We start from the raw sequence: 25,336 nt of genomic DNA, 5'->3' as shown, positions 1-25,336 counted from the left end.
AGTGAGTGAGACCGGTGGAGCGGTGACCGGCACGACCGGCGGAATCGGAGCGGCCGGCGGATCCGGGGCGGCCGGGTCGGTCGGTAGGGCGAGGATTCCGGCGGTGCGCGGGTTCGCGCCGTGGCCGGCGGAGGACTCGGCCAAGAAAGAGGGCAAAGCCCTGCGGGCCCGCGTCCCGCGCGACGCGCACGCGTCGCTCGACACGAACGGCGACCGCCCGGACGCGGTGACGGCCGTCGAGGAGTCCGGCCGCGGTCGTATCCCCGAGCTCACTCCGCTTCGGGTGGGCAGGATGGCGGCCACACCGTTCGCCTTCCTGCGCGGTTCGGCCGGCCTCATGGCGTACGACCTGGCGCGCACGCCCGTGACGGGCATCGGCGCCCAGATCTGCGGCGACGCGCACGCGGGCAACTTCGGCCTGTACGGGGACGCCCGCGGCGGCCTCGTCATCGACCTGAACGACTTCGACGAGACGGTGCGGGGACCGTGGGAGTGGGACCTCAAACGCCTGGCGACCTCGCTGGTGCTCGCCGCGCGTGAGGCGGGGGCGGACGAGGACACCTGCCGCAAGGCCGCGCACTTCACGGCCGGTTCCTACCGGCGCACGATGCGGCTGCTCGCCAAGCTCCCGGCCCTGGACGCGTGGAACGCCATCGCGGACGAGGAACTGGTCTCGCACGCCGACGCCCACGACCTGCTCGGCACCCTGGAGCGGGTCTCGGAGAAGGCGCGGTCCAACACCAGCGGACGGTTCGCGGCGAAGTCGACGAAGGCCGTAGAGGGCGGAGGCCGCCAATTCGTCGACGCCCCGCCAGTGCTGCGCCGCGTCCCGGACGACGAGGCCACCGCGGTGGCGCTGTCGCTTGAGGAGTACCTGGGCACGCTCTCCCCGGACCGGCTCCCGCTCCTCGCGCAGTACGCGGTGCACGATGTCGCCTTCCGGGTGGTCGGCACCGGCAGCGTGGGCACCCGTTCGTACGTGGTGCTGCTGCTGGACCACTGTGACGAGCCGCTCGTCCTCCAGGTGAAGGAGGCCCGCGCGTCCGTCCTGCTGCCGCATCTGAAGACGGCCGGTCTTCCGCTGCCGGAGACCGAGCACGAGGGCCGCCGGGTCGTCCTCGGCCAGAAGCGCATGCAGGTCGTCAGCGACAACCTCCTCGGCTGGACGACGGTCGACGGACGCCCCTTCCAGGTGCGCCAGTTCCGCAACCGCAAGGGCAGCGTGGACCCCGCGGCGCTGGCCGCGGACCAGATAGACGACTACGCGCGGATGACGGGTGCGCTGCTGGCGCGGGCCCACGCGCACAGCGCCGATCCGCGGCTGCTCTCGGGCTACTGCGGAAAGAACGAGGAGCTGGACGAGGCGATAGCCGACTTCTCGGTGGCGTACGCGGACCGGACCGAGGCCGACCACGCGGAACTGGTGACGGCCGTGCGCTCGGGGCGGATCGCGGGGGAGCTGGGGGTCTGAGCGGCAGCCACCCGCGTCTGCCCGGGCAGACGATCCGGCCCGGAGCGGGTGGCGGAGCGTCCTCGGCCGGGCGGGCGCGGGGCGCGGGCCGTCCCTTGGCCCGCCCGGGGCGGGTTCGGGTGGCGGGGGGAGCTGTGGCCTAGGCTGGGCGGGTGACGACCCCGGAAGCTGAGCAGTCCCCGTCCGAGCCGCCGTCCGAGCCCTCCGCGGAGCCGGTCGCCGGTGAATCGCGTGCCGAGTCGCCTGCCGGCGGGGGTGCCGACGCAGGCGCCGAGCCGGCCGGCGCGGCCGGTGGCGAGTCATCCGCGGATGCCGAGGCCAAGGCGGATGCCGAGGCCGGTGCCGGTGGTGAAGTCCGTGCCGAGTCGGTCGATGAGGCCGGTGGCGGCCCGGAAGCGGAGGCGGGCGCGGACGCTGACTCGGGTGTCGGCGCGTCGGCCGGTGCCGGTGGAGGCGACGAGCCCGTGGGCGGTGACGGGGGCGAGCGGCCCGAGGAGCGGCTTGAGCGGGCCGTGCGTGCGGCCGAGCAGGCGTTGATCGAGTTCGAGATCGCGGTGGAGACGTTCCGGGTCGAGGTGGAGAACTTCTCCCGGCTGCACCACCAGCGGCTCGGCCCGATGTACTCGCGGCTCGACGAGCTGGAGGCGCAGATCGCCGAGGCGCGGGCCGCGAGCACCGGTGACCCGGAGGATGTGCGCAAGGCGAAGGAGGCCCGGGCCAGGGTCATGCCGATGCCGGGCATAGAGGAGCTGTTCCACGACTGGCTCGACTCGGACGGACTGTCCCCGGAGGCGTCGGCCATGCTGACCGAGCAGCCGGTGCGCCCGCCGCAGCGGGTGCGGCCGAGCGACGAGGCCCGCAAGCTCTACCGGGAGCTCGTCCGCAAGGCACACCCCGACCTGGCGCAGGACGACACGGAGCGCACGCGGCGCGACGAGTTCATCTCCCGCGTCAACGCGGCCTACGGCCGTGGGGACGAGGCCCTGCTCCGGGAGCTGTCCGAGGAGTGGGCCGCGGGACCCGTCACGGAGGAGTGGCGGCCGAGCCGCAGCGAGGAGCTCTACGCCCGTCTCGAATGGCTCGCCCAGCGCAAGGAACTGCTCGCGCTCGTCGCCCGCGACCTGGAGGAGAGCGCGATCGGCGGGATGCTCAAGATCGCGCCGGACGACCCGGACCGGCTGCTGGAGGAGATCGCCGAGCAGTTGCTCACGCAGGTGAGCGAGCGGGAAGCGGAGCTGGCGGGCCTCCTCGGCAACGGGGCCTGAACGCCCCCGGCGCCCAACTGTGCCGCCGCGGTGCCTGACCGCGGACGGCCCCGGCCGTGGTGGTCGGGCGGTTCCCGGGTGGTGGGGCGGAGTTGTGGGATGTGGCGGTCGGGTAGCGTCGGGGGCATGAGTTTCGGAGCTGGTGTGCCCACGGTCGAGGTCGGAGATCTCGCGGACGGAGACTTCCTGCTGGACGTCCGGGAGGACGACGAGTGGCAGGCGGGTCACGCCGAAGGGGCCCTGCACATCCCCATCAGTGATTTCGTGGCCCGCTACGGCGAGTTGACCGAGGCGGCCCCGCAGGACGGCAGGGTCAACGTGATCTGCCGTTCCGGCGGCCGGTCGGCGCAGGTCGCCATGTACCTGAACCAGCAGGGCGTCGACGCGGTGAACGTCGCCGGCGGCATGCAGGACTGGGCCGCCAAGGGCCGCCCCGTGGTGAACACAGAGGGGCAGCCGGGGTTCGTGCTGTAGCGGACCCCTGCCTCGGGCACCCGGGCGGGACCCGGCCATGGATCCCGGGTCCGCCGCCATGGCTTTCGGGTCTCGGTCCGGCCACGGCTTTCGGGTCCCGGTCCCGGGTCCGCCGCGGATTCCCGATCCTGATTCCGGCGCCGGGCCCCGGGCATACCGGTCGCCTGGTCGCCCGGTCCGCCGGTCATCCCAGGGGGTGGGCCGCCAGTAGGTCGCCCAGTGCCTCCTCGTGGGCCGCCGCCGGGCCGAGGGACAGCTCCAGGTGCTTGGCCCAGGCGTGGTACCGGTGCAGTGAGTAGTCGGTGTCCGCGCCGAAGCCCCCGTGCAGATGCTGCGCGGTCTGTACGACCCGGCGTACGCCCTCGGAGGCCCAGACCTTGGCGACGGCCACGTCACCGGACGCGGGCAGCGCGCCGCCCGCCCCCGTGCTGATCCGCCACGCGGCCTGCCAGAGGGTCGCCTCCATGGCACGCAGATCGATGTAGCGGTCGGCGGCCTGCACGGCCACGGCCTGGAACGTGGCGACCGGGAAACCGAACTGCTCCCGCTTGCCGGTGTATTCGCTCGTCATGGCGAGGACCCGCTCGCCCAGCCCGAGGGCCAGCGCGCACGTTCCGGTGGCGAGCAGGTTCCGCAGCCACTCCCACGCACCGTCGGCGTCGATGACGTCACGGGCGGGGATCCGTACGGAATCGAGGCGGAGTTCACCGAGCAGCTCGCCCGTCGTCGAGATCTGCTCGGCGAGCGTCGCGCCCTGGTGGCCGTGGGGCACGAGGGCGAGCACGGAGCGGCCCGTGCCGGTGCTCAGGGCGGGTACGAGGACGAAGTCGGCGTTCTGCGCCCAGGGGACGGCCGTCTGCAGGCCGTCCAGCACCCACGTGCCGTTCTCCTGCCTGGCGGTCACGGCGAGTTCGGCGCCGTCGTGTCCGGTCCGTCCGTTCGCGGCGACCGTCAGCACCAGCTCGCCCCGGCCGGCCCGTCCGAGCAGGTCGGCCTTCAACTCCTCGCCGCCGTAGGTCTGTACGGCCACGGCTGCCGCCGTGCTCTCCAGCAGCGGAACCCTGGCGAGTACCTTCGCCGACTCCCGCAGCACCAGGCACAGGGCGACGGCGTCCAGACCGGCGCCGCCGTGGCGTGCGTCGAGCAGCAGGCTCAGCAGGTCCGCGTCGGCGAGCCGGGTCCACAGCGCTCGGTCGAAGTCGTCCGCGACGGCGCCCGCGGTGAGCGCGGGACTCGGTACGCCGTCCGGCGCGACCCCCGTGAGGACCGCCTTCGCCGCCTCCACGGCCGCCTGCTGTTCCTCGGTGAAGGTGAAGTCCACGGTCCCGTCCTCCCGGTCGGTCTGTCGGGTCGAGCCGATCTGTCGCGTCGGTCCGTCGCGTCGGTCTGGCGGAGCGTCAAGATAGAACAGGTTCTACAAAAAGGGAACGGTGGCGGTCCCGGGTCGTCTCGGACGGTTCAGCCGTCGTCCGCCGCGCACGGCGGGGCGCGCGAAGTTGCCCGACCGATCGTTCGGTGCCTTCGGTTCGGGGGAGGCGCGGGCCGTAAGGTGGCCACCGCTCCGCTGTGCCCCCTGGGCTGTGCCGGGCGGGTGGGGCTGAGTACCGTTCCGGTGCGGCCGTCGCCGTCGCCGGACGGGCGGCGACAATCGGGCAGACATGGGGAAACGGGGCGCAATGGGTGCGTACGACGAGGGCGCGAACGCCCGTCCCGTGGCGGGCGAGCCCTCGGAGGCTCCCCCGGCCACCACCGTTCCCGCCGCAGGCCCGCTCCCGGCCCGCGCCTCCACCCCCGCCGATCCTCCCCCCGCCGATCCCCCCTCCGCGGGCCATCCCACCGTCGGTCATTCCGCAGCCGGTCCTCCCCCTGTCGGGCCTCCTCCCGCGGGTGTCGCCGCGCTCTCCCTGCCCTTTCAGATCGCCTCGGCCCTCGCGTTCGCGCTCGTCGCGGTGGTCGCCTGTGCGCACCTCGGCATGGTCTTCCTGCATGTCGCGCCGTCGAACACGGTCACCAAGCAGCACGGGCAGGCGATCGACGAGTGGATCTATCCGGAGTTCGAGCAGAACTGGAAGCTCTTCGCGCCCAACCCGCTGCAGCAGAACATCGCGGTCCAGGTCCGGGCCGAGGTGAAGAGCGTGGACGGCGCCGTCAGGACGACCCGCTGGTACGACCTCTCCGCGCTCGACGGCCGGGTCATCGACGGCAATCTGCTGCCCAGCCACACCCAGCAGAACGAACTGCGCCGGGCCTGGGACTTCTTCGCGGCCACCCACGACAACGCGAACCGGCCGAACGGTCTGCGCGGCGACCTCTCCGAACGCTATCTGCGCCGCATCGCGGTTCTGCGGCTCGACCGCGAGGAGGCGGGCGGCCGGGCGGCCGTCATCCAGCAGGTCCAGGTCCGTTCCCGTACGACCAATGTGCCGCCGCCGGAGTGGAGCGAGGAGCAGGTGTCCGACAAGCCCGTCCTGCGCCAGCTGCCCTGGTGGCCGGTCGCGGACACCGACCGGGCGGCCGGGACCCGGCCCGTGGACTCCACGGAGACGGCGGCGAGCGCCCGATGAGCGACCACGGGAGCACCCCGGTGAGCTACCAGGACAGCACCCCGCCGAACGACGGCGGCGACACCCCCGTGAGCAGTCCGGGGCGGGAGCGGCTGGCCGGACGGATCAGCCGTTTCGACCGCAAGCACCGGCTCGACAGGAAGCTGGGGCACGCCATCTCGCGCCTCAGCGGGCACGCGCTGGGGCCGTACCAGACCGCGGTGATCCGGATAGGTTTCGCCGGGACCTGGCTGCTCTTCCTGTTGCGGGAGTTCCCGCACCGCCAGGAGATGTACGGGCCCGACGGACCCTGGAGCTGGGACCTGGCCCAGCAGCTCATCGCGAGCAACCACGCCTTCACCGCCCTGATGTGGGCCGACAGCCAGATCTGGTTCGAGATCGTCTTCGGGTTCGCCGTGCTCTCCGCGGCCCTGTTCATGCTGGGCTGGCGCACCCGCACCATGTCCGTGCTCTTCCTGCTCGGGGTGCTCTCCCTCCAGAACCGCAGCATCTTCATGGGGGACGGCGGCGACAACGTCATCCACCTGATGGCGATCTATCTGGTGTTCACCCGCTGCGGCCAGGTGTGGTCGCTGGACGCGCGGCGCGAACGCCGGACGGCGGCCGCACGCGCGCGTGCGGGACGGGAAAGGCAGCCGCAGGAGGACCGGGACGGTGTCCGGCCTGACAGGGTCGGTATCGCTCTGTGGGCCGTGCTCGGGCTCGCCCTGGCGGCCGTCACGCTCGCCGGGAAGATCGACGGCGGCCTGCTGGGCGGCTGGCGGACGATCTACTGGGGACTGTGGGCACTCCATGCCCTGTGGTGGCTGGCCGGCCGGTACGCGGCCCGGAACGACCAGCCGCGGATCTTCCTCGACGTCGTCGCCAACCTCGTCCACAACGCGGCCCTCTTCGTGATCATGGCCGAGGCGTGTCTGATCTACGCGACCGCCGGCTGGTACAAGATCCAGGGCTCGCGCTGGCAGGACGGCACGGCCGTCTACTACCCGCTGCACCTGGACTACTTCTCCCCCTGGCCCGCCCTGTCCGACCTCCTGTCCGCGAGCGGCACCATGGTGATGCTGGTGACGTACGGGACGGTGGTCGCGCAGGTCGCCTTCCCCTTCACGCTGTTCAACCGGCGGGTGAAGAACGTCCTGCTGGCGGTCATGATCACCGAGCACGCCGTGATCGCCCTGGTGCTGGGCCTGCCGTTCTTCTCCCTCGCGATGATCGCCGCGGACGCGGTCTTCCTGCCGACGTCCTTCCTGCGCCGCCTCAGTGGGTGGGCCGCCCGCGCGCGTGAGGGGCTGCGCACGCGGCTCGGGCGCCTCGGGCGCCTAGGGTGGTTCGCACGCTTCGGGTGCCCCGGGGGCTTCGGGCGTGCGGTTCCGGGGCCGCGCGAGGAGTCCGGCGAGGGGGCGGGCGAGGAGCCGGGGGACGGGCCGGGCGAGGGGGCGGATGAGGCGGCGCCGCGTCCCTCGGAAGCGGCCGATCACCCGCACGTAGGCTTCACGGCATGACGGACCCCCTCGACCGTGAGCCGCTGAGCGTCTGGCACCGGCTCGCCGACACCGCCGTGCTGCTCGACGGCTTCCACGCCCTCAAGCACGCACTGCGCTTCAGCGCCGAGGTCCTGGTGGCCGTCACCACCGACCGGACGGCCGCGCTCGCCCTCGCGGACGAGCTGGCCCCGGACGTACGGGAGTCGCTGGACGTCCTCCTGGCGGAGGTCCCGGAGACCGCGTACCGGGCGCTCGTCCCGCGTCCGCACCCCACCGGGGTGGCCGCCCTGGCGGTACGTCCCTCACGTGACGCCAACCTGCGGGCGCTGGCCCGTACGCCCCGCACCGCACCCGTGGTCGTCCTCGACCAGCCGCGCAATCTCGGGAACGCCGGGGCGGTGATCCGGCTGGCGGCGGGATTCGGCGCGACCGGGGTCGTCACCACCGGCACGCTCGATCCGTGGCATCCCACGGTGGTGCGGGGCGGGGCGGGGCTGCACTTCGCCACGGCCGTCGAGCGGGTGACCGTGGAGGAGTTGCCCTCCGGGCCGGTGTTCGCCCTTGATCCGGAGGGGGAGGACATTCGGGCGCTGAAGCTTCCCGACGACGCGGTTCTCGCCTTCGGGTCCGAGCGCAGCGGGCTGTCCGGGGAACTGCGCGCCCGTACCGACCATCTGGTCTCGCTGCCGATGCGGCCCCAGGTGTCCAGTTACAACCTCGCCACCAGTGTGGCCATGGCGTTGTTCCACTGGAGTGCCTCGTCGGCCTCTCAGGCCTTGTAGACCTCGTGGGCGCTCGGCTGCGGGTCGGTCGGGGCCGGGTGGGCAGTTCCCCGCGCCCCTGAGGGGGGCGCAGCGGGGCCTACGCCTCCTTGCGGACCTCCACCACCCGGAAGCGGTTCGCCACGAACGCTCCGTCGCACAGGGCGGAGTTGGCCGCCGGGTTGCCGCCCGAGCCGTGGAAGTCGGAGAACGCGGCCGTCTGGTTGACGTACACCCCGCCGGTGAGGTTCAGGGAGAGTTGGGCCGCCTCGTCCAGGCAGGCCTCCCTGACGGCCTCCTCGACCTCCTCCGAGGTCGTGTACGCGCCGACGGTCATCGCGCCCTTCTCACGGACCGTGCGGCGCAGCAGCGCCACCGCCTCGGCCGCCGAGTCGACCGCGACGGCGAACGAGATCGGGCCGAAGCACTCGCTCATGTACGCGGCCTGGTCGTCCGGCTTGCCGCCGTCGAGCTTCACGATCACCGGGGAGCGGACCACCGCGCCGGGGAAGTCGGGGTTCGTGATCTCCCGTGAGGCGAGGGCGACTTCGCCCAGGCCCGCCGCGGCCTCGACGCGGGCCTTCACGTCCGGGTTCACGATCGCGCCCAGCAGGGCGTTCGCCCGGGCGTCGTCCCCGAGGAGCCCGTCGACCGCCCTCGCGAGGTCGGCGACCACCTCGTCGTACGACTTGGGGCCCTCCTCCGTACGGATGCCGGCGCGGGGGACGAGGAAGTTCTGCGGGGTCGTGCACATCTGGCCGCTGTAGAGGGACAGGGAGAAGGCGAGGTTGGAGAGCATTCCCTTGTAGTCGTCGGTCGACTCCACGATCACCGTGTTGACGCCGGCCTTCTCCGTGTAGACCTGCGCCTGGCGGGCGTTGGCCTCCAGCCAGTCGCCGAACTCCGTCGAACCGGTGTAGTCGATGATCCGGATCTCAGGGCGGGTCGCCAGGGTCTTGGCGATGCCCTCGCCCGGCCGCTCGGCGGCCAGCGCCACCAGGTTCGGGTCGAAGCCCGCCTCGGCGAGCACCTCGCGGGCCACCTGGACGGTGAGCGCCAGCGGCAGCACCGCGCGCGGGTGGGGCTTCACCAGCACCGCGTTGCCCGTGGCCAGGGAGGCGAACAGGCCCGGGTAGCCGTTCCACGTGGGGAAGGTGTTGCAGCCGATCAGCAGCGCCACACCGCGCGGCACCGGGGTGAACTGCTTGGTCAGCGCGAGCGGGTCGCGCTTGCCCTGGGGCTTCGTCCACTCCGCGGTGTCGGGGGTGCGGACCTGCTCCACGTACGCGTACGCCACCGCTTCCATGCCGCGGTCCTGGGCGTGCGGGCCGCCCGCCTGGAACGCCATCATGAAGGCCTGGCCGCTGGTGTGCATGACCGCGAGCGCGAACTCGTGCGTGCGGTCGCTGATCCGCTTGAGGATCTCCAGACACACCACCGCGCGGGTCTCCGCGCCCGCGTCGCGCCACGCGCGCTGTCCCGCGCGCATGGCGGGCAGCAGCGTGTCGATGTCCGCGTGCGGGTACGTGACGCCCAGCTCGATCCCGTACGGCGAGACCTCGCCGCCCACCCAGTCGTCGGTGCCGGGCTGGTCCAGGTCGAGCCGGCCGTTCAGCAGGGCGTCGAAGGCGGCCTTGCCCTCGGCCATCCCCAGGCTGCCGTTCTCCCCGTACGCCTTGGGGTGTTCGGGGTGCGGCGACCAGTACGCGCGCGTGCGCATCGCTTCCAGCGCCTGGTCGAGGGTCGGCCGGTGCTCGGCGATGAGCTCGTGCGCGGTCAGTGCGGCGGCGGCCATGCGGAACCATCTCCTCGTTTCATGAACTCTTCGTCGAGCTCAGGACCTGGCAGTCCAGCTCATGACCTGGGCAGAAGCAGCCGGACAGAGTTAGAGTAACCGAACGATCGGTCGGGACAAGGGGGTCCGCTGAACCTGTGGAAAACCCCGTGCGGGAGGATCGCGAGCATGACAGCACTCGACCTCGCCGGCCCCGTGGCCGTCGTCGGCACCGGCACCATGGGCCAGGGCATCGCCCAGGTCGCGCTCGTCGCGGGCCACCCCGTGCGGCTGCACGACACCGCGCCCGGCCGCGCCCGGGCGGCGGCCGAAGAGATCGGCGCCCGGCTCGACCGGCTCGTCGAGAAGGACCGGCTGACCGGCGCCGAGCGCGATGCCGCACGTGCCCGGCTGCGCCCCGCCGAGAGCCTCGCCGAACTCGCCGACTCGGGCCTCGTCCTGGAAGCCGTCCTGGAGCGGCTGGACGTCAAACAGCAGCTGTTCCGCGAGCTGGAGGACATCGTCGCGGACGACTGCCTGCTCGCCACCAACACGTCCTCCCTGTCGGTGACCGCGATCGGCGGCGCGCTGCGCAACCCGGGCCGTTTCGTCGGGCTGCACTTCTTCAACCCCGCGCCGCTGCTGCCCCTGGTGGAGGTCGTCTCCGGGTTCGCGACCGACGTCACGTCGGCCACGCGCGCGTACGAGCTGGCCCGCGCCTGGGGGAAGACCCCGGTCGCCTGCGCCGACACCCCGGGTTTCATCGTCAACCGCATCGCGCGGCCCTTCTACGCCGAGGCCTTCGCGGTCTACGAGGCCCAGGCCGCCGACCCCGCGACGATCGACGCGGTCCTGCGCGAGTCGGGCGGCTTCCGGATGGGCGCCTTCGAACTGACCGACCTCATCGGCCAGGACGTCAACGAGTCCGTCACGCGCTCCGTGTGGGAGGCCTTCTTCCAGGACGTGCGCTTCACCCCCTCGCTGGCCCAGCGGCGGCTCGTCGAGTCGGGCCGCCACGGCCGCAAGACGGGGCACGGCTGGTACGACTACGGGGACCAGGGCGAGCGGCCCGAGCCGCACACCGCGGAGAAGGTCCAGCCGCCCGCGTACGTCGTCGCCGAGGGCGATCTGGGCCCCGCCTCCGAACTGCTCGCGCTGATCCGCGAGGCGGGCATCCAGGTCCGCGAGGACGAGGAGGACCACGGGACGCGCCTGGTGCTGCCGAGCGGTGGACAGCTGGCGCTCGCGGACGGCCAGACCGCCGTCGAGTTCCGTGACGTCGTCTACTTCGACCTGGCGCTCGACTACCGCAGGGCGACCCGGATCGCCCTGTCCCACTCGCAGGACACCCAGACGCAGACCCTCGCCGAGGCCACCGGGCTCTTCCAGGCGCTCGGCAAGGACGTCAGCGTCATCGGGGACGTGCCCGGCCTGATCGTCGCCCGTACGGTGGCCCGCATCGTCGACCTCGCGCACGACGCCGTCGCCAAGGGGGTCGCCACCGAGGAGGACATCGACACGGCGATGCGGCAGGGCGTCAGCTACCCCCTCGGCCCCTTCGAGTGGAGCCGCAGGCTCGGCCGGAGCTGGGCCTACGACGTCCTGGACGACCTGCACATGCGCGACCCGTCGGGGCGTTACGCGCCGTCCCTCGCGCTCTACCGCCACGCGTACGCCTCCGAAAAGCGGGAGGGCACCCCATGACCACCGCCAAGCGCGACACCTACACGCCGGACACCCTGCTCTCCGTGGCCGTCCGGGTCTTCAACGAGCGCGGCTACGACGGCACCTCCATGGAGCACCTCTCCAAGGCGGCCGGTATCTCCAAGTCGTCGATCTACCACCACGTCACGGGCAAGGAGGAGTTGCTGCGCCGGGCCGTCAGCCGGGCGCTCGACGGCCTCTTCGGGATCCTCGACGAGGAGCACGCGCGCGAGGGGCGTGCCGTGGAGCGCCTGGAGTACGTCACCCGGCGCATGGTCGAGGTCCTCACCGCCGAACTGCCCTACGTGACGCTGCTGCTGCGGGTGCGCGGCAACACCGACACCGAGCGCTGGGCGCTGGAGCGGCGCCGGGAGTTCGACCACGAGGTGGCCGCGCTCCTGAAGGCGGCGGCGGCCGACGGGGACGTACGCGCCGACCTGGAGGTCCGGCTCGCGACCCGGCTGGTCTTCGGGATGATCAACTCGATAGTCGAGTGGTACCGCCCGGACGGGCGGGGCATGGGCGAGCGCGAGGTCGCCGACGCGGTGGTGCTGATGGTCTTCGGAGGGCTCAGACAGGCGGGCTGAGGCCGTTCCCGCTCGCCTCCCTGCCGCCCCCGCTCACCCCTGCGGTTCCAGGTCCTCCTCCTCGAACACCAGCAGTGTCCGGGTGCTGAGCACCTCGGGGATGGCCTGGAGCCGGGTGAGGACCAGTTCGCGCAAGGCCCTGTTGTCCGGCGTGTGCACCAGCAGCAGAACGTCGAAGTCGCCGCCCACCAGCGCGATGTGGGACGCCCCGGGGAGCCTCCTGAGCTGCTCGCGGACCGTGCGCCAGGTGTTCTGCACGATCTTCAGCGTGATGTAGGCCGAGGTGCCGTGTCCCGCGCGCTCGTGGTCGACCCGGGCGCCGAAGCCGCGGATCACGCCGTCCTCGACGAGGCGGTTGATACGCGCGTAGGCGTTGGCGCGGGAGACGTGGACGCGCTCGGCGACGGACCGTATCGAGGCGCGGCCGTCCGACTGGAGCATCTGGAGGATGTCCTGGTCGATCGAGTCGAGCGGGCGTGGCGGCGGCGGGGTCGAGCCGGGGTCCGGCCCCTCGGCCATTTGTTCAGGTGCCATGTCCCCCCGCCTCCCTACCATGGACGTACTGCGTCCATCTCAGGCTGTGCAGAACCGTTTGTCCACAGCCTGAAGGTGCCTGTAGCCAAAATGTGCCGACGACCGAACAATCGGTAGGTGAGGCGCGTCACTCTCGGCGGGCCCTCGAAGCGACTCCCACGAGGAGGTGCCGACATGACGGTCATGGAGCAACGAGGCGCATACCGGCCGACGCCCCCGCCCGCCTGGCAGCCACGTACCGACCCCGCGCCGCTGCTGCCCGACGCGCTGCCCCACCGCGTCCTCGGCACCCGGGCGGCCGATCGGGTCGACCCGGACCTGCTGCGCAGGCTGTACGCGGAGCTGGTCCGTGGCCGCCGGTACAACGCCCAGGCCACCGCCCTCACCAAGCAGGGCCGTCTCGCGGTCTACCCCTCCTCCACCGGCCAGGAGGCCTGCGAGGTCGCCGCCGCGCTCGTCCTCGAGGAGCGCGACTGGCTCTTCCCCAGCTACCGCGACACCCTCGCGGCGGTCGCCAGGGGCCTCGACCCCGTCCAGGCGCTGACACTCCTGCGCGGCGACCGGCACACCGGCTACGACCCGCACGAGCACCGCATCGCCCCCCTGTGCACCCCCCTGGCCACCCAGCTCCCGCACGCCGTGGGCCTCGCGCACGCGGCCCGCCTCAAGGGCGACGACGTGGTCGCGCTCGCGCTGGTCGGCGACGGCGGCACCAGCGAGGGCGACTTCCACGAGGCACTGAACTTCGCGGCCGTCTGGCAGGCCCCGGTGGTCTTCCTGGTGCAGAACAACGGCTTCGCCATCTCCGTCCCGCTCGCCAAGCAGACCGCCGCCCCCTCACTGGCCCACAAGGCCGTCGGGTACGGAATGCCGGGCCGGCTGGTCGACGGGAACGACGCCGCCGCCGTGCACGAGGTCCTCGGCGAGGCGATCGCCCACGCGCGCGCGGGTCTCGGCCCGACGCTCGTGGAGGCGGTGACGTACCGCATGGAGGCGCACACGAACGCGGACGACGACAAGCGCTACCGCGAGGACGCGGAGGTCGAGGCCTGGCGGGCGCACGACCCGATCGCCCTCATGGAGCACGAGCTCACCGAGCGCGGACTGCTCGACGAGGACGGTGTACGGGCCGTGCGCGAGGACGCCGAGGTGATGGCCGCGGACCTGCGCGAGCGCATGAACCAGGACCCGGTCCTCGACCCCATGGACCTGTTCGCGCATGTCTACGCCCGGCCCACCACGCATCTCCTGGAGCAGGAGGCGCAGCTGCGCGCCGAGCTGGACGCCGAGGCGCGCCACCACGAGGACGACGACGAGCACGACCCGGAAGGAAACACGCGATGACCACCGTCGCGGTGAAACCGGCCACCATGGCGCAGGCCCTCGGACGGGCCCTGCGCGACGCCATGACCGACGACCCCACCGTCCATGTGATGGGCGAGGACGTCGGCACCCTCGGCGGTGTCTTCCGTGTCACCGACGGCCTCGCGAAGGAGTTCGGCGAGGACCGCGTCACCGACACACCGCTGGCCGAGGCGGGCATCCTCGGCACGGCGGTCGGCATGGCCATGTACGGGCTCAGGCCGGTCGTGGAGATGCAGTTCGACGCCTTCGCGTACCCGGCCTTCGAGCAGCTGATCTCGCACGTGGCGAAGATGCGCAACCGCACCCGCGGGGCGATGCCGCTGCCCCTGACCGTGCGCGTGCCCTACGGCGGCGGCATCGGCGGGGTGGAGCACCACAGCGACTCCTCCGAGGCGTACTACATGGCGACTCCGGGGCTGTACGTCGTGACGCCCGCGACGGTCGCCGACGCGTACGGGCTGCTGCGCGAGGCCATCGCCTCCGACGACCCGGTCGTCTTCCTGGAGCCCAAGCGGCTGTACTGGTCCAAGGACTCCTGGAACCCCGACGAGCCGCAGCCCGTGGAGCCGATCGGCCGCGCGGTGGTCCGCCGACCGGGCCGCAGCGCCACGCTCATCACGTACGGGCCGTCCGTGCCCGTCTGCCTGGAGGCCGCGGACGCGGCGCGGGCCGAGGGCTGGGACCTGGAGGTCGTCGACCTGCGCTCCCTGGTGCCCTTCGACGACGAGACGGTCGCCGCGTCCGTGCGCCGCACCGGCCGGGCCGTCGTGGTGCACGAGTCGGGCGGCTACGGCGGGCCCGGCGGGGAGATCGCCGCGCGGGTCACCGAGCGGTGCTTCCACCACCTGGAGGCGCCGGTGCTGCGCGTGTCCGGGTTCGACATCCCGTATCCGCCGCCGATGCTGGAGCGGCACCATCTGCCCGGCGTCGACCGGATCCTGGACGCGGTGGCCCGGCTGCAGTGGGAGGCACAGAGCTGATGGCCCAGGTCTTGGAGTTCAAGCTGCCCGACCTCGGTGAGGGGCTCACCGAGGCCGAGATCGTCCGCTGGCTCGTCCAGGTCGGCGATGTCGTCGCCGTCGACCAGCCCGTCGTGGAGGTCGAGACGGCCAAGGCGATGGTCGAGGTCCCCTGCCCGTACGGCGGCGTGGTCACGGCCCGCTACGGCGAGGAGGGCACCGAACTGCCCGTGGGCTCCCCGCTGCTGACGGTCGCGGTGGGAGCGCCTGCTTCCGGCACGCCGGGATTCGGGGCGGCGGGCCTCGACGCGTCCGCCTTCGACGCCCCGGCGGCCGGTGCGTCAGCCACCAGCGGCGAGGACGAGGGCTCCGGGAACGTGCTCGTGGGCTACGGCACGCAGGCGCCTCCGGCGCGGCGCCGCAGGGTACGGCCGCCCGCGCCCGCGCCCGCGCCCGGCACGGACCGGCCCGGCACGGACCGGCCCGGTGCGGCCCGGCCTGTCGCGAACCGGGCCGGTGCGACCGCGCCCGCCGCTTCGCCCGACGGCTCCCTCGGCACCTCGGCCGGCATCACGCCCGCCGATTCGCCCGCAGACTCACCCGGCGGCCCACCCGCCGTCTCGTCCGCAGCCTCGGTCGGCGGCTTGCCCGCAGCCTCGGCCGAGGGCTTGCCCGCCTCCGAGGCGAATATCGATGTCGGCCCCCGGGCCGACGGCCCCGTGGCGGTCATCTCTCCGCTCGTGCGGCGGCTGGCCCGGGAGAACGGGGTCGATCTGCGGGCGCTGGCCGGGTCGGGACCCGACGGGCTGATCATGCGTGCGGACGTGGAGCACGCCGTGCGGGTCGGCGCGTCCGCCCCGGCCGTCGCGCGGCCGGAGCAGAGCCCGGCGGCAGCACCCGTACCGGCCGCCCCGCGCGCGTCCGGCACCGCTGCCCCCCGCGCGGGTACCCGCGTCCCCCTCAAGGGCATCCGCGGTGCCGTCGCCGACAAGCTCTCGCGGAGTCGGCGCGAGATCCCCGACGCGACCTGCTGGGTGGACGCCGACGCGACGGAACTGATGCACGCGCGGGCGGCGATGAACGGCGCGGGCGGGCCGAAGATCTCCCTCCTCGCGCTCCTCGCCCGTATCTGCACCGCCGCGCTGGCCCGGTTCCCCGAGCTCAACTCGACCGTCGACATGGAAGCGCGCGAGGTCGTACGGCTCGACGAGGTGCACCTCGGGTTCGCCGCGCAGACCGAGCGCGGACTCGTCGTACCGGTGGTGAAGGGGGCGCACACCCGGGACGCGGAGTCGCTGAGCGCGGAGTTCGCCCGGCTCACCGAGGCGGCCAGGACCGGGACGCTCACCCCGGCGGACCTCACCGGCGGGACCTTCACGCTGAACAACTACGGGGTGTTCGGCGTCGACGGCTCGACCCCGATCATCAACCACCCCGAGGCGGCCATGCTCGGCGTCGGCCGGATCGTCCCCAAGCCCTGGGTGCACGAGGGCGAGCTGGCGGTGCGGCAGGTCGTCCAGCTCTCGCTCACCTTCGACCACCGGGTGTGCGACGGCGGAACGGCGGGCGGTTTCCTGCGGTATGTGGCGGACTGCGTGGAACAACCGGCGGTGCTGCTGCGGACCTTGTGACCCCCTCGGCCGCGTGGAGCCCGTGGCCGTCCGTCGCCACCCCCGTCCACATGCTGTGCGCGGGGGTGGAAATGATCCACCGGGCACCCATACTCGTGGGGTGACCGCGTTCGAGCCACCCAGCGCACCCGGTTCCCCCGCCGCGTTCGGTTCCTCCGGCGCACTCGGTACGGACGGCCATGACGCCGTCGTACTCGCCGGGGGCGCCGCCCGCCGACTCGGCGGCGCGGACAAACCGGGCGTCCGCGTGGGCGGTCGGGCCCTGCTCGACCGAGTCCTTGCCGCCTGCTCCGGCGCGGCCGTCACCGTGGTCGTCGCGGAGCCCCGGCCCACCGCGCGCCCCGTGGAGTGGGCGCGTGAGGACCCTCCGGGCGGGGGCCCGCTCGCCGCGCTGGACGCCGGCTTGCGGCACACCACCGCCGAGTACGTCGTCGTGCTCTCCGCCGACCTGCCGTTCCTGGACCGGGAGACGGTACGCAGGCTGCTGACCGCCCTTCACGAGGGTCGTGGGAGTCATGACAGCCATGAGAGCGGCGTCGAGGGCGTGTTGCTCACCGACCCGGACGGCCGCGACCAGCCCCTCGTGGCCGCGTACCGCCGCTCGGCGCTGCTGCGCGAGCTGGCGGCTCTGCGCGCCGCGCACGGCGAACTGGCCGGTCTGCCGCTGCGACGGCTCACCGGCGCGCTCGAACTGACCCGTATCACCGACCCCGTCGCGTCCTTCGACTGCGACACCTGGGACGACATCGCCGCCGCCCGGGCACGTATCAGGGAGCATGGGCACGTGTTGGATGAATGGATTACCGCAGCCAAGGACGAACTGGGCATCGATCTGGAGGTCGACACCGGCCTCCTGCTCGACCTCGCCCGCGACGCGGCCCACGGTGTGGCCCGTCCGGCTGCACCGCTGACGACGTTCCTCGTCGGATACGCGGCGGGCCGGGCCGGGGGAGGCCCCGAAGCGGTCGCGGAGGCCGCCCGCAAGGCGACGGCGCTGGCGCTGCGCTGGGCGGCGGAGGCCCAATCCGACGCCCCCGCCCCCGCTGACACCACCTCCACCGACCCTGCCACCGCTGACGCCCCCGCCGACTCCGGCGCCACGGCGACTCCGCCACGTCCGGCCGGTGGCGCCCGCCCCTCCGGTGACGCCCGCCCGGATGCCGGATGACCGCCTCGGGGCAGTACGAGGAGGTCGACTTCGACGTCGAGGAGGCCCTGGCCCTGGTCAAGGAAGGCGGTGCCCCGGTGGCCGACGACTCCGGATCCACCGGACCTTCCCGTCCGGTGCCCGCACCGGCCCCGGGGACCGGGAGCGGCAAGGACCCGGCCGAGCACCACACCGCCACGCCCTGGCAGCGGGCCCGCGCCCTCGCCGGGCGGGCCCCTCGCCGCCCGGACACCTCCGTCTCCGTCACACTGGACGCCGCGCTGGGCCTCGTCCTCGCCGCCCCGCTCGCCGCGCTCTCGGACCTCCCGTCCTTCGACACGTCCGCGATGGACGGCTGGGCGGTCGCCGGTCCCGGCCCGTGGGACGTGCGGGCCGAGGGAGTGCTCGCGGGTCAGAACGAGCCCCAGCGGCTCACCGACGGCGAGGCGGTCCGGATCGCCACCGGCGCCCGGATCCCCCAGGACGCCTCCGCCGTGATCCGCAGTGAGCACGGCCGCACCGACGAGAAGGAGCGGCTGTACGCGACACGGGACGTCGTGCACGGGCAGGACATCCGGCCCCGCGGCCAGGAGTGCCGCTCCGGCGACCCTCTGCTGCCGCCCGGCACGCTGGTCACCCCGGCCGTGCTCGGGCTCGCGGCCGCCGCCGGGTACGACACCGTCGCCGCCCTCCCCCGGCCGCGCGCGGAAGTCCTGGTCCTCGGCGACGAGTTGCTCACCGAGGGACTGCCGCACGACGGGCTGATCCGGGACGCGCTCGGCCCGATGCTGCCGCCCTGGCTGCGCGCGCTCGGCGCGGAGGTCATCGCGGTGCGCCGGCTCGGCGACGACGCCGAAGCCCTGCGCAAGGCCCTCAAGAACTCCGACGCGGACCTGATCGTCACGACCGGGGGCACCGCCGCAGGTCCCGTGGACCACGTCCACCCGATCCTGCGCCGTCTCGGCGCCGAACTCCTGGTGGACGGCGTCGAGGTGCGCCCCGGCCACCCGATGCTGCTGGCGCGCCTCAAGGAGAACCAGCACCTCGTCGGGCTGCCGGGCAATCCGCTCGCCGCCGTCTCCGGCCTCCTCACGCTCGCCGAGCCCTTGCTGCGTACCCTCGCGGGCCGCGGGGCCCCGGAGTCGTACACGCTGCCCCTTCAGGACCGCGTGCACGGCCACCCGTACGACACCCGGCTGATCCCTGTCGTGCTGCGCGGGGACCGGGCCGTGCCGCTGCACTACAACGGGCCGGCCATGCTGCGGGGTATCGCCGTGGCCGACGCGCTCGCGGTCGTGCCGCCGGGCGGTGCGCGGGCGGGTCAGGAACTTGAGATCCTCGACCTGCCCTGGGCCATGGCCGGGATCGAGGTGTGTTTCACGTGAAACTTCCGGGCCACGACGCGATCGCGCGCCAGGCGGACGAACGCCTTGTCACCCACCGGGTGAAGCTGCCCCGCCAGCGGGTGGAACGCCCCATCCTCCAGGTCACCAAACGCGTCCTCATGGCGCTGCTGGTCCTGGTCGGCACGGCCTTCATCGTCTATCTCGACCGCGACGGCTACACCGACAACTCCGACAAGTCGGTCGATCTGCTCGACGCCTTCTACTACGCGACCGTCACGCTCTCCACCACCGGATACGGCGACATCACCCCGGTCAGTGACGGCGCCCGTCTCACCAACATCTTCCTGATCACGCCTCTGCGCGTGCTCTTCCTGATCATCCTGGTCGGCACCACTCTCGAAGTCCTCACCGAACGGACTCGTGAGGAGTGGCGACTGAACCGCTGGAGGACCGCCTTGCGGGAGCACACCGTTGTCATCGGGTTCGGCACGAAGGGCCGCTCGGCGATCCAGACCGTGTGCGCGACCGGGCTGAAGAAGGAGCAGGTCGTGGTCGTCGACCCCAGCTCCAAGGTGATCGACGCGGCGACGGCGGACGGGTACGCGGGGGTGGTCGGCGATGCCACGCGCAGTGACGTACTGATCCGGGCCGAGGTGCAGCGGGCCCGCCAGATCATCATCGCGACGCAGCGCGACGACACCGCCGTGCTCGTCACGCTGACGGCCCGGCAGCTCAACCGCAAGGCGAAGATCGTGGCCGCCGTGCGGGAGGAGGAGAACGCGCCCCTGCTGAAGCAGTCCGGCGCCGACGCCGTCATCACCAGCGCGAGCGCCGCCGGCCGCCTTCTCGGCCTCTCCGTGCTCAGCCCCAGCGCGGGCATGGTCATGGAGGACCTCATCCAGCAGGGCAGCGGGCTCGACATGACCGAGCGACCTGTCATAAAGGCCGAGGTCGGCAAGGGGGTACGCGAGATCGAGGACCTGGTGGTGAGTGTCGTACGGGGGCATCGGGTGCTCGGCTACGACGATCCGGCCATCGGGAAGCTGCAGTTGACGGACCGCCTGATCACCATCGTGCGGGTCAGCGCGCACAGCCAGATCGCACCGGACATGAGGCCGCTGCCGCAGGACTGAACCCCACGCGGCGGGCTGAATCACCACGTGACGGGCTGTCGGGAGTAGCCTCGCCCGCATGCGAGCGATCACGATTCCTGAACCTGGTGGGCCCGAGGCGCTGGTGTGGGACGAGGTCCCGGACCCCGTGCCCGGCGAGGGCGAAGTGCTGGTCGAGGTGGTGGCGAGCGCGGTCAACCGCGCGGATCTGCTGCAGCGGCAGGGCTTCTACGACCCACCGCCCGGCGCGTCCCCGTACCCCGGGCTCGAATGCTCCGGGCGGGTGGCCGCGCTCGGGCCCGGTACCTCGGGGTGGAACGTGGGGGACGAGGTGTGCGCGCTGCTCGCGGGCGGCGGGTACGCCGAGAAGGTGGTCGTCCCGGCCGGGCAGCTGCTGCCCGTGCCCGAGGGCGTCGACCTCGACAAGGCGGCCGCGCTGCCCGAGGTGTCCTGCACGGTGTGGTCCAACGTCTTCATGATCTCCCACCTGCGCCCCGGCGAGACGCTGCTGGTGCACGGCGGATCGAGCGGGATCGGCACGATGGCGATCCAGCTGGCCAAGGCCGTCGGGGCGAAGGTCGCCGTCACCGCCGGCAGCAAGGCGAAGCTGGACTTCTGCGCGGAACTGGGTGCGGACGTGCTCATCAACTACCGCGAGCAGGACTTCGTCGAGGAGATCAAGGCGGCTACCGGCGGGGCGGGGGCCGACGTGATCCTCGACAACATGGGTGCGAAGTATCTCGACCGCAATGTCACCGCTCTGGCCGCCAACGGGCGTCTCGCGATCATCGGGATGCAGGGCGGGGCCAAGGGGGAGCTGAACATCGGGGCGCTGCTCGGTAAGCGGGGGGCGGTGACCGCGACCTCGCTTCGGGCTCGGCCCGGTGGGGAGAAGGCGGCGATCGTCGCGGCCGTACGGGAGCATGTGTGGCCGTTGATCGCGGGTGGGCATGTGCGGCCGATCGTTCATCAGGAGCTGCCGATGCGGGAGGCCGGGGCGGCGCATCGGGTGTTGGAGGAGAGCAGCCATATCGGGAAGGTGTTGCTCACGCTTCCCTGAGGCCGGGGGCCGGGGGCGGGGGCGCGTTGTCGGGTGCGGCCCGTGAGGGCTTGTTGCGCCGTTCCCCGCGCCCCTGAAGGCGGTGGGGCGTGTGGCTGCGGTTGCCTGGCGCTCCGGATAGAGGCGTCCTTTGCGCCGTTCCCCGCGCCCCTAAAAGCGGTGGGGCGTGTGTGTGGTTGCCTGGCGTCCCGGATAGAGGCGTTCTTTTGCGCCGTTCCCCGCGCCCCTGAAGGCGGTGGGTCGTGTGTGCGCCGTTCTCCGTGTCCCCGGACGGCGGGGGCGTGTTGCGGTGTTCTTCGCGGGTCTAGGAGCCTCAGGGTCTGCGGGTTTTCAGGGACAGGAATGCCAGGCCCAGGCCCAGGCCGATGAGGACCAGGCCTGTGCCCAGGGGGAGGACCTTGAGGGCCGGTTCCGGGGGGTGTACCGGGCGGTCGGCCGCCTCGTGGGCGTCGAGGGGGCGGGCGGATGGCGGAGCGGTGTTGAGGGGGGCTTCGGGTGCGATCGAAGCCTCCTGGGTCTCTGCGCTGTCCGGGTGAGTCGGCGGCGCCTCCCGCCCGGGCCGCTCGCGGCCCTCTCCCGCGCGGCTGCCGGCCCGTGACTCGGCGGGGGCGGGGACGGGCTCGTACGCGGCGGCGTACGGCGTGAACGCGGGGCCCGCCAGCAGAGGCAGCAGCAGGCCGGTCACGCGAAGGGTGCGAAGCCATGGAGTCACGTCGGTGACCCCCTCCCGGTACGGAGGACGGTACGGAGGATCCAAGATCAGCGGCTTCAGCCTCACACGGGGTGTCCGCACCGGCATCCGGAGACCGGACGCCCGGTCACACTCGGTGACAGCCGTGGCGGGCACAGGTGTACGGGGTACAGATCCGGTATGTCGATACGCCATGGCCTGCTGGCGCTCCTGGAGCGCGGTCCCCGCTACGGCTCACGGCTGCGCACCGAGTTCGAGGCGCGCACCGGCTCGACCTGGCCGCTGAACATCGGCCAGGTCTACACGACCCTCGCCCGGCTGGAACGGGACGGCCTGGTCGTACAGCAGGGCGCGGACGAGGCGGGACACGTGCTGTACGCGCTGACGGACGCCGGGCGGGCCGAGCTGCGGTCCTGGTTCCTCCGTCCCGTGGAGCGCTCGAACCTGCCGCGCGACGAACTGGCGATCAAGCTGGCCGTGGCGGTCGGGGCGCCGGGGGCCGACATCCGGGCGATCGTGGAGGGGCAGCGGCGGTATCTCTCGGAGGCCATGCACACGTACACCCGGCTCAGGGCCCGGGCCCTGGCGGAGGCGCCCGCGCACCGGGACGAGGTGGCCCGGCTGTTCGTCCTGGAGCATCTGATCTTCCGTGCGGAGGCCGAGATCCGCTGGCTGGACCACTGCGAGGCCCGGCTGCTGCGACTCGCGGAGGCGGCCGCCACGGAGCCGCCGCCCCCGCCGGCACCGCCCGCCTGACGCGGAGCGCCCGTTCGTACAGGGTGGATCACGCTCTGGAGGGGGCACCACGCTGGTGACGTGTGTGAGTGCGAGAGAATGGCGGCATGGAGATGCCGAGGAACGAGAGGTCGCCGGAGAACCCCCAGATCCTGGTCGTAGGCCAGGACGGGATGGCTCTCGGCGGCGGTGGAGACGAGGACTCCCGTGAGGTCCCGGTGACGGAGATGGTGGAACAGCCGGCCAAGGTCATGCGCATCGGGAGCATGATCAAGCAGCTGCTGGAGGAGGTGCGTGCGGCACCCTTGGACGAGGCGAGCCGGGTACGGCTCAAGGAGATCCACGCCAGCTCGGTGAAGGAGCTGGAGGACGGGCTCGCTCCCGACCTCGTCGATGAACTGGAGCGGCTCTCCCTGCCGTTCACGGACGACGGTATCCCTTCCGACGCCGAACTGCGGATCGCGCAGGCTCAGTTGGTGGGCTGGCTGGAGGGTCTCTTCCACGGGATCCAGACCACCCTGTTCGCCCAGCAGATGGCGGCCAGGGCCCAGTTGGAGCAGATGCGCCGGGCGTTGCCGCCGGGTGCGGGCGGCGAGGAAGAGCTCGTGGACCCGCGGGCGGGCGGCCGTTCGGGCGGTCCGTACCTGTAGGCCGAGCGGTCATGCGGTCATAGGTCATGTGGGCATAGGTCATTTGGGCAGGTGAAAAGGGGCCCGGCAGAGATGCCGGGCCCCTTTCATGCCTTCTCACGCTGCCTCGCTGTCTCGCTGCCTCGCGAGGGGACGGATCAGGCGGGGTTGCCCGTCGACACATAGAGCTGGATCTTGGGCATGCTCTTGGGGTCGACGTCCGACTCAGCCTCGGGGATCTGGGTCATGACCGTGCCCTCGCCGTAGGCGTTCTCGTCCACCGTCTTGGTCTCGTACTGCCAGCCCGCCGCCTGGAAGCACGCCTTCACGGACTCGATGTTCTTGAACTTGAAGTCCGGGACCTTGATCTTGTCCTCGTCGTTGTACGACTCGTCGGGCTCGGTGCACTCGGTCGCGTCGATCTTCTTCGTGGTGTCGGGGCCCTTGTGCCCCGACACCTCCTCGGAAGCCGAGGCACGCGCGCTGTTGGCGGCGTCCGTCTTCTTGTCGTCGTCCCCGCCGCCCATCGTCAGAGCGGCGATCAGCCCGCCGACGGCGAGGAGCGCGACGACGATCGAGCCCACGATCACCGGCATGTTGCTCTTGCGGCCGCCGCCGGGTGCGCCCGCGGACTGGGGCGACATCGTGTACGGCGGCGGGGTCGTCAGACCCTGCTGCGGGGCGTACGCGGAGGTCTGGGGCGTCGGCTGGTAGCCCCCCTGCGACGGATAGCCGTACGAGGGGGTGGGGGCGTGCGCGGGATTCGGTGCCGGGGTCGGCGCGGGCGTCGGCGGTCCGTAGGAGCCCGGCTGGTACGGCGTCTGTACGTTGCCCTGCGGCGCCTGCGCGGAATGGTCGACCGGCGGGAACACCGCCGAGGCCACACCGGCTCCGCTGGACGTCTGCACGCCCGGCACGATGCTCGGGGGCACGGCCTGGACGGACTGGGCCACGCGCAGGCACTCGTCACGCATCGACTCGGCGTTGACGAAACGCTCGTTCGGGTTCTTCTTCAGCGCGCGGGCGATCAGCGCGTCCACGGCCGGCGGCAGCGAGCGGTTGACCGAGGAGGCCGCGACGGGCGTCTCCTGGACGTGCGCGTACGCGATGGCCAGCGGCGAGTCCGCGTCGAACGGCAGGCGCCCGGTGACCAGTTGGAAGAGCATGATACCGACCGAGTACAGGTCGGAGCGGGCGTCGACACCGCGGCCGAGGGCCTGCTCGGGGGAGAGGTACTGCGGAGTGCCGACGACCATGCCGGTCTGGGTCATCGAGGTCACACCGGACTGCATGGCTCGGGCGATGCCGAAGTCCATCACCTTGACCACACCGCGCTTCGTCATCATGACGTTGCCCGGCTTGATGTCGCGGTGGACCAGCCCCATCTCGTGGCTGATCTCCAGAGCGGCCAGCACATCCGCTGTGATCTTCAGCGCCTTGTCGACGGGCATGGCGCCGTACTGCGCGACGTCCTGGTCGAGGACCGAGCCGAGCGGCCGGCCCTCCACGTACTCCATGACGATGTACGGGGTCGGCGCCCCGGAGCCGCCGTCGAGCTGCGTGTCCTCGCCGGTGTCGAAGACCGAGACGATGTTCGTGTGCGTGAGCTTGGCCACCGACTGGGCCTCGCGGCGGAAACGCTCGCGGAAGGCCTGCTCGCGGCCGAGATCGGTGTGCAGTGTCTTGATCGCGACCTGCCGGTCGAGCACCGAGTCGTAGGCGAGGTGCACCGATGCCATGCCGCCCTCGCCGAGCAGGTCGCGCAGCTGGTAGCGCCCGCCGGCGACCGATCGCCCCACGTACCGGCCGTGTGCGCCGTCCTCGCTCATCTTTCTGCGTCCCCCATCGGCAGTGCGCCGTCACGCGGGCGAAAGTTGACTGGTGTGGCTCCCGCGGCCGGTGATCTCTGGTGTTATTCCGGCCAAGTCTGCCGGAGGGCACTGACACGTCAAGCTCGGTGCCCGTTCCGTGACCGTACGCGAAAGAAGAGTCGCGGAAGCGTTACAGGTGCTGTACCGCCGGTACACACAATGTGCACCCGCG

22 protein-coding genes are annotated in these 25,336 nt (G+C 72.3%); 17 read left to right on the top strand and 5 right to left on the bottom strand.

Going from position 1 to position 25,336, the window contains the following annotated elements:
- Positions 1-43: 43 nt before the first annotated feature.
- From IE278_RS11295 to IE278_RS11285, 3 genes are all read left to right on the top strand, one after another.
- Positions 44-1,471, top strand: a complete 1,428-nt coding sequence (locus IE278_RS11295) for a DUF2252 domain-containing protein (protein ID WP_246570263.1) — start codon at positions 44-46, stop codon at positions 1,469-1,471.
- 152 nt (positions 1,472-1,623) lie between these two features.
- Positions 1,624-2,736 carry a J domain-containing protein gene (locus tag IE278_RS11290; protein ID WP_373311972.1) on the top strand — a complete coding sequence of 371 codons (1,113 nt, stop codon included), beginning with the start codon at positions 1,624-1,626 and terminating at the stop codon, positions 2,734-2,736.
- A 144-nt stretch (positions 2,737-2,880) separates the two neighbouring features.
- The gene (locus tag IE278_RS11285; protein WP_189771533.1) at positions 2,881-3,210 is read left to right on the top strand and encodes a rhodanese-like domain-containing protein; all 330 of its coding nucleotides are present in this window, start codon (positions 2,881-2,883) and stop codon (positions 3,208-3,210) included.
- Between the two features lie 184 nt (positions 3,211-3,394).
- Here IE278_RS11285 and IE278_RS11280 read toward each other — a convergent pair whose 3' ends face one another.
- Complete coding sequence (locus IE278_RS11280) at positions 3,395-4,531, bottom strand: acyl-CoA dehydrogenase family protein (protein ID WP_189771306.1); 1,137 nt, start codon at positions 4,529-4,531, stop codon at positions 3,395-3,397.
- A gap of 355 nt (positions 4,532-4,886) precedes the next feature.
- Between IE278_RS11280 and IE278_RS11275 the strand changes: the two genes are divergently transcribed.
- The 3 genes from IE278_RS11275 to IE278_RS11265 are packed head-to-tail and all read left to right on the top strand — an operon-like array spanning position 4,887 to position 8,040.
- Positions 4,887-5,774, top strand: a complete 888-nt coding sequence (locus IE278_RS11275; protein WP_189771304.1) for a DUF5819 family protein — start codon at positions 4,887-4,889, stop codon at positions 5,772-5,774.
- Complete coding sequence (locus IE278_RS11270; protein WP_246570251.1) at positions 5,771-7,276, top strand: HTTM domain-containing protein; 1,506 nt, start codon at positions 5,771-5,773, stop codon at positions 7,274-7,276. The genes IE278_RS11275 and IE278_RS11270 overlap by 4 nt, the downstream gene beginning before the upstream one ends.
- Complete coding sequence (locus tag IE278_RS11265) at positions 7,273-8,040, top strand: TrmH family RNA methyltransferase (RefSeq protein WP_189771302.1); 768 nt, start codon at positions 7,273-7,275, stop codon at positions 8,038-8,040. Before IE278_RS11270 ends, IE278_RS11265 begins: the two co-directional genes overlap by 4 nt.
- 79 nt (positions 8,041-8,119) lie before the next feature.
- On the opposite strand, the gene paaN is transcribed toward IE278_RS11265, so the two are convergent.
- Positions 8,120-9,814, bottom strand: a complete 1,695-nt coding sequence (paaN, locus tag IE278_RS11260; RefSeq protein ID WP_189771300.1) for a phenylacetic acid degradation protein PaaN — start codon at positions 9,812-9,814, stop codon at positions 8,120-8,122.
- Positions 9,815-9,982: 168 nt separating this feature from the next.
- Between paaN and IE278_RS11255 the strand changes: the two genes are divergently transcribed.
- Together IE278_RS11255 and IE278_RS11250 are read left to right on the top strand one after the other, a co-directional pair.
- Positions 9,983-11,497, top strand: a complete 1,515-nt coding sequence (locus tag IE278_RS11255) for a 3-hydroxyacyl-CoA dehydrogenase (RefSeq protein ID WP_189771298.1) — start codon at positions 9,983-9,985, stop codon at positions 11,495-11,497.
- Positions 11,494-12,084 carry a TetR/AcrR family transcriptional regulator gene (locus IE278_RS11250; protein ID WP_189771296.1) on the top strand — a complete coding sequence of 197 codons (591 nt, stop codon included), beginning with the start codon at positions 11,494-11,496 and terminating at the stop codon, positions 12,082-12,084. Before IE278_RS11255 ends, IE278_RS11250 begins: the two co-directional genes overlap by 4 nt.
- A gap of 33 nt (positions 12,085-12,117) precedes the next feature.
- On the opposite strand, the gene IE278_RS11245 is transcribed toward IE278_RS11250, so the two are convergent.
- Positions 12,118-12,618 (bottom strand): Lrp/AsnC family transcriptional regulator, encoded by a 501-nt coding sequence (locus IE278_RS11245; protein ID WP_373311971.1) that lies wholly within the window; start codon positions 12,616-12,618, stop codon positions 12,118-12,120.
- Between the two features lie 174 nt (positions 12,619-12,792).
- On the opposite strand from IE278_RS11245, the gene pdhA reads away from it, so the two are divergent.
- The 7 genes from pdhA (at position 12,793) to IE278_RS11210 (ending at position 21,238) form a co-directional block, all read left to right on the top strand.
- Positions 12,793-13,962 carry a pyruvate dehydrogenase (acetyl-transferring) E1 component subunit alpha gene (pdhA, locus tag IE278_RS11240; protein ID WP_189771294.1) on the top strand — a complete coding sequence of 390 codons (1,170 nt, stop codon included), beginning with the start codon at positions 12,793-12,795 and terminating at the stop codon, positions 13,960-13,962.
- The gene (locus tag IE278_RS11235) at positions 13,959-14,963 is read left to right on the top strand and encodes an alpha-ketoacid dehydrogenase subunit beta (RefSeq protein ID WP_189771293.1); all 1,005 of its coding nucleotides are present in this window, start codon (positions 13,959-13,961) and stop codon (positions 14,961-14,963) included. Before pdhA ends, IE278_RS11235 begins: the two co-directional genes overlap by 4 nt.
- Positions 14,963-16,573 carry a dihydrolipoamide acetyltransferase family protein gene (locus IE278_RS11230; protein ID WP_189771291.1) on the top strand — a complete coding sequence of 537 codons (1,611 nt, stop codon included), beginning with the start codon at positions 14,963-14,965 and terminating at the stop codon, positions 16,571-16,573. Before IE278_RS11235 ends, IE278_RS11230 begins: the two co-directional genes overlap by 1 nt.
- Positions 16,574-16,673: 100 nt before the next feature.
- Positions 16,674-17,741, top strand: coding sequence for an NTP transferase domain-containing protein (locus IE278_RS11225; protein ID WP_189771289.1), 1,068 nt, complete (start codon positions 16,674-16,676; stop codon positions 17,739-17,741).
- Complete coding sequence (locus tag IE278_RS11220; RefSeq protein WP_189771286.1) at positions 17,738-19,105, top strand: molybdopterin molybdotransferase MoeA; 1,368 nt, start codon at positions 17,738-17,740, stop codon at positions 19,103-19,105. Before IE278_RS11225 ends, IE278_RS11220 begins: the two co-directional genes overlap by 4 nt.
- A complete protein-coding gene (locus IE278_RS11215) occupies positions 19,093-20,199 on the top strand; it encodes a potassium channel family protein (protein ID WP_189771284.1) in 1,107 nt (368 codons plus the stop codon). The genes IE278_RS11220 and IE278_RS11215 overlap by 13 nt, the downstream gene beginning before the upstream one ends.
- Before the next feature lie 58 nt (positions 20,200-20,257).
- Positions 20,258-21,238, top strand: a complete 981-nt coding sequence (locus IE278_RS11210; RefSeq protein ID WP_189771283.1) for an NAD(P)H-quinone oxidoreductase — start codon at positions 20,258-20,260, stop codon at positions 21,236-21,238.
- Between the two features lie 313 nt (positions 21,239-21,551).
- Here the strand turns inward: IE278_RS11210 and IE278_RS11205 are convergent, their stop codons facing one another.
- Positions 21,552-21,950, bottom strand: coding sequence for a hypothetical protein (locus tag IE278_RS11205; protein ID WP_189771282.1), 399 nt, complete (start codon positions 21,948-21,950; stop codon positions 21,552-21,554).
- A gap of 159 nt (positions 21,951-22,109) precedes the next feature.
- On the opposite strand from IE278_RS11205, the gene IE278_RS11200 reads away from it, so the two are divergent.
- Both IE278_RS11200 and IE278_RS11195 read left to right on the top strand, forming a co-directional pair.
- Positions 22,110-22,685 (top strand): PadR family transcriptional regulator, encoded by a 576-nt coding sequence (locus tag IE278_RS11200; RefSeq protein ID WP_189771281.1) that lies wholly within the window; start codon positions 22,110-22,112, stop codon positions 22,683-22,685.
- 86 nt (positions 22,686-22,771) lie between these two features.
- Entirely contained in the window at positions 22,772-23,314 is a 543-nt protein-coding gene (locus IE278_RS11195; protein WP_189771280.1) for a bacterial proteasome activator family protein, read from the top strand.
- A 137-nt stretch (positions 23,315-23,451) separates the two neighbouring features.
- Here IE278_RS11195 and IE278_RS11190 read toward each other — a convergent pair whose 3' ends face one another.
- Positions 23,452-25,122, bottom strand: a complete 1,671-nt coding sequence (locus tag IE278_RS11190; RefSeq protein WP_189771279.1) for a protein kinase domain-containing protein — start codon at positions 25,120-25,122, stop codon at positions 23,452-23,454.
- Positions 25,123-25,336 lie beyond the last annotated feature (214 nt).

Origin of the sequence: Streptomyces tauricus, from assembly GCF_014650955.1 — a bacterium.
In the GTDB taxonomy this organism is placed as follows: domain Bacteria; phylum Actinomycetota; class Actinomycetes; order Streptomycetales; family Streptomycetaceae; genus Streptomyces; species Streptomyces tauricus.
This window is presented reverse-complemented; position numbering and strand designations above follow the sequence as displayed.

Bases quoted from the DNA above. Each gene is read 5' to 3' on its own strand.
- IE278_RS11190 (WP_189771279.1), bottom strand. From the start codon at position 25,122: ATGAGCGAGGACGGCGCACACGGCCGGTACGTGGGGCGATCGGTCGCC.
- IE278_RS11275 (WP_189771304.1), top strand. From the start codon at position 4,887: ATGGGTGCGTACGACGAGGGCGCGAACGCCCGTCCCGTGGCGGGCGAG.
- IE278_RS11255 (WP_189771298.1), top strand. From the start codon at position 9,983: ATGACAGCACTCGACCTCGCCGGCCCCGTGGCCGTCGTCGGCACCGGC.
- IE278_RS11235 (WP_189771293.1), top strand. From the start codon at position 13,959: ATGACCACCGTCGCGGTGAAACCGGCCACCATGGCGCAGGCCCTCGGA.
- IE278_RS11230 (WP_189771291.1), top strand. From the start codon at position 14,963: ATGGCCCAGGTCTTGGAGTTCAAGCTGCCCGACCTCGGTGAGGGGCTC.
- IE278_RS11250 (WP_189771296.1), top strand. From the start codon at position 11,494: ATGACCACCGCCAAGCGCGACACCTACACGCCGGACACCCTGCTCTCC.
- IE278_RS11195 (WP_189771280.1), top strand. From the start codon at position 22,772: ATGGAGATGCCGAGGAACGAGAGGTCGCCGGAGAACCCCCAGATCCTG.
- paaN (WP_189771300.1), bottom strand. From the start codon at position 9,814: ATGGCCGCCGCCGCACTGACCGCGCACGAGCTCATCGCCGAGCACCGG.
- IE278_RS11220 (WP_189771286.1), top strand. From the start codon at position 17,738: ATGACCGCCTCGGGGCAGTACGAGGAGGTCGACTTCGACGTCGAGGAG.
- IE278_RS11270 (WP_246570251.1), top strand. From the start codon at position 5,771: ATGAGCGACCACGGGAGCACCCCGGTGAGCTACCAGGACAGCACCCCG.
- IE278_RS11265 (WP_189771302.1), top strand. From the start codon at position 7,273: ATGACGGACCCCCTCGACCGTGAGCCGCTGAGCGTCTGGCACCGGCTC.
- IE278_RS11245 (WP_373311971.1), bottom strand. From the start codon at position 12,618: ATGGCACCTGAACAAATGGCCGAGGGGCCGGACCCCGGCTCGACCCCG.
- IE278_RS11200 (WP_189771281.1), top strand. From the start codon at position 22,110: ATGTCGATACGCCATGGCCTGCTGGCGCTCCTGGAGCGCGGTCCCCGC.
- pdhA (WP_189771294.1), top strand. From the start codon at position 12,793: ATGACGGTCATGGAGCAACGAGGCGCATACCGGCCGACGCCCCCGCCC.
- IE278_RS11210 (WP_189771283.1), top strand. From the start codon at position 20,258: ATGCGAGCGATCACGATTCCTGAACCTGGTGGGCCCGAGGCGCTGGTG.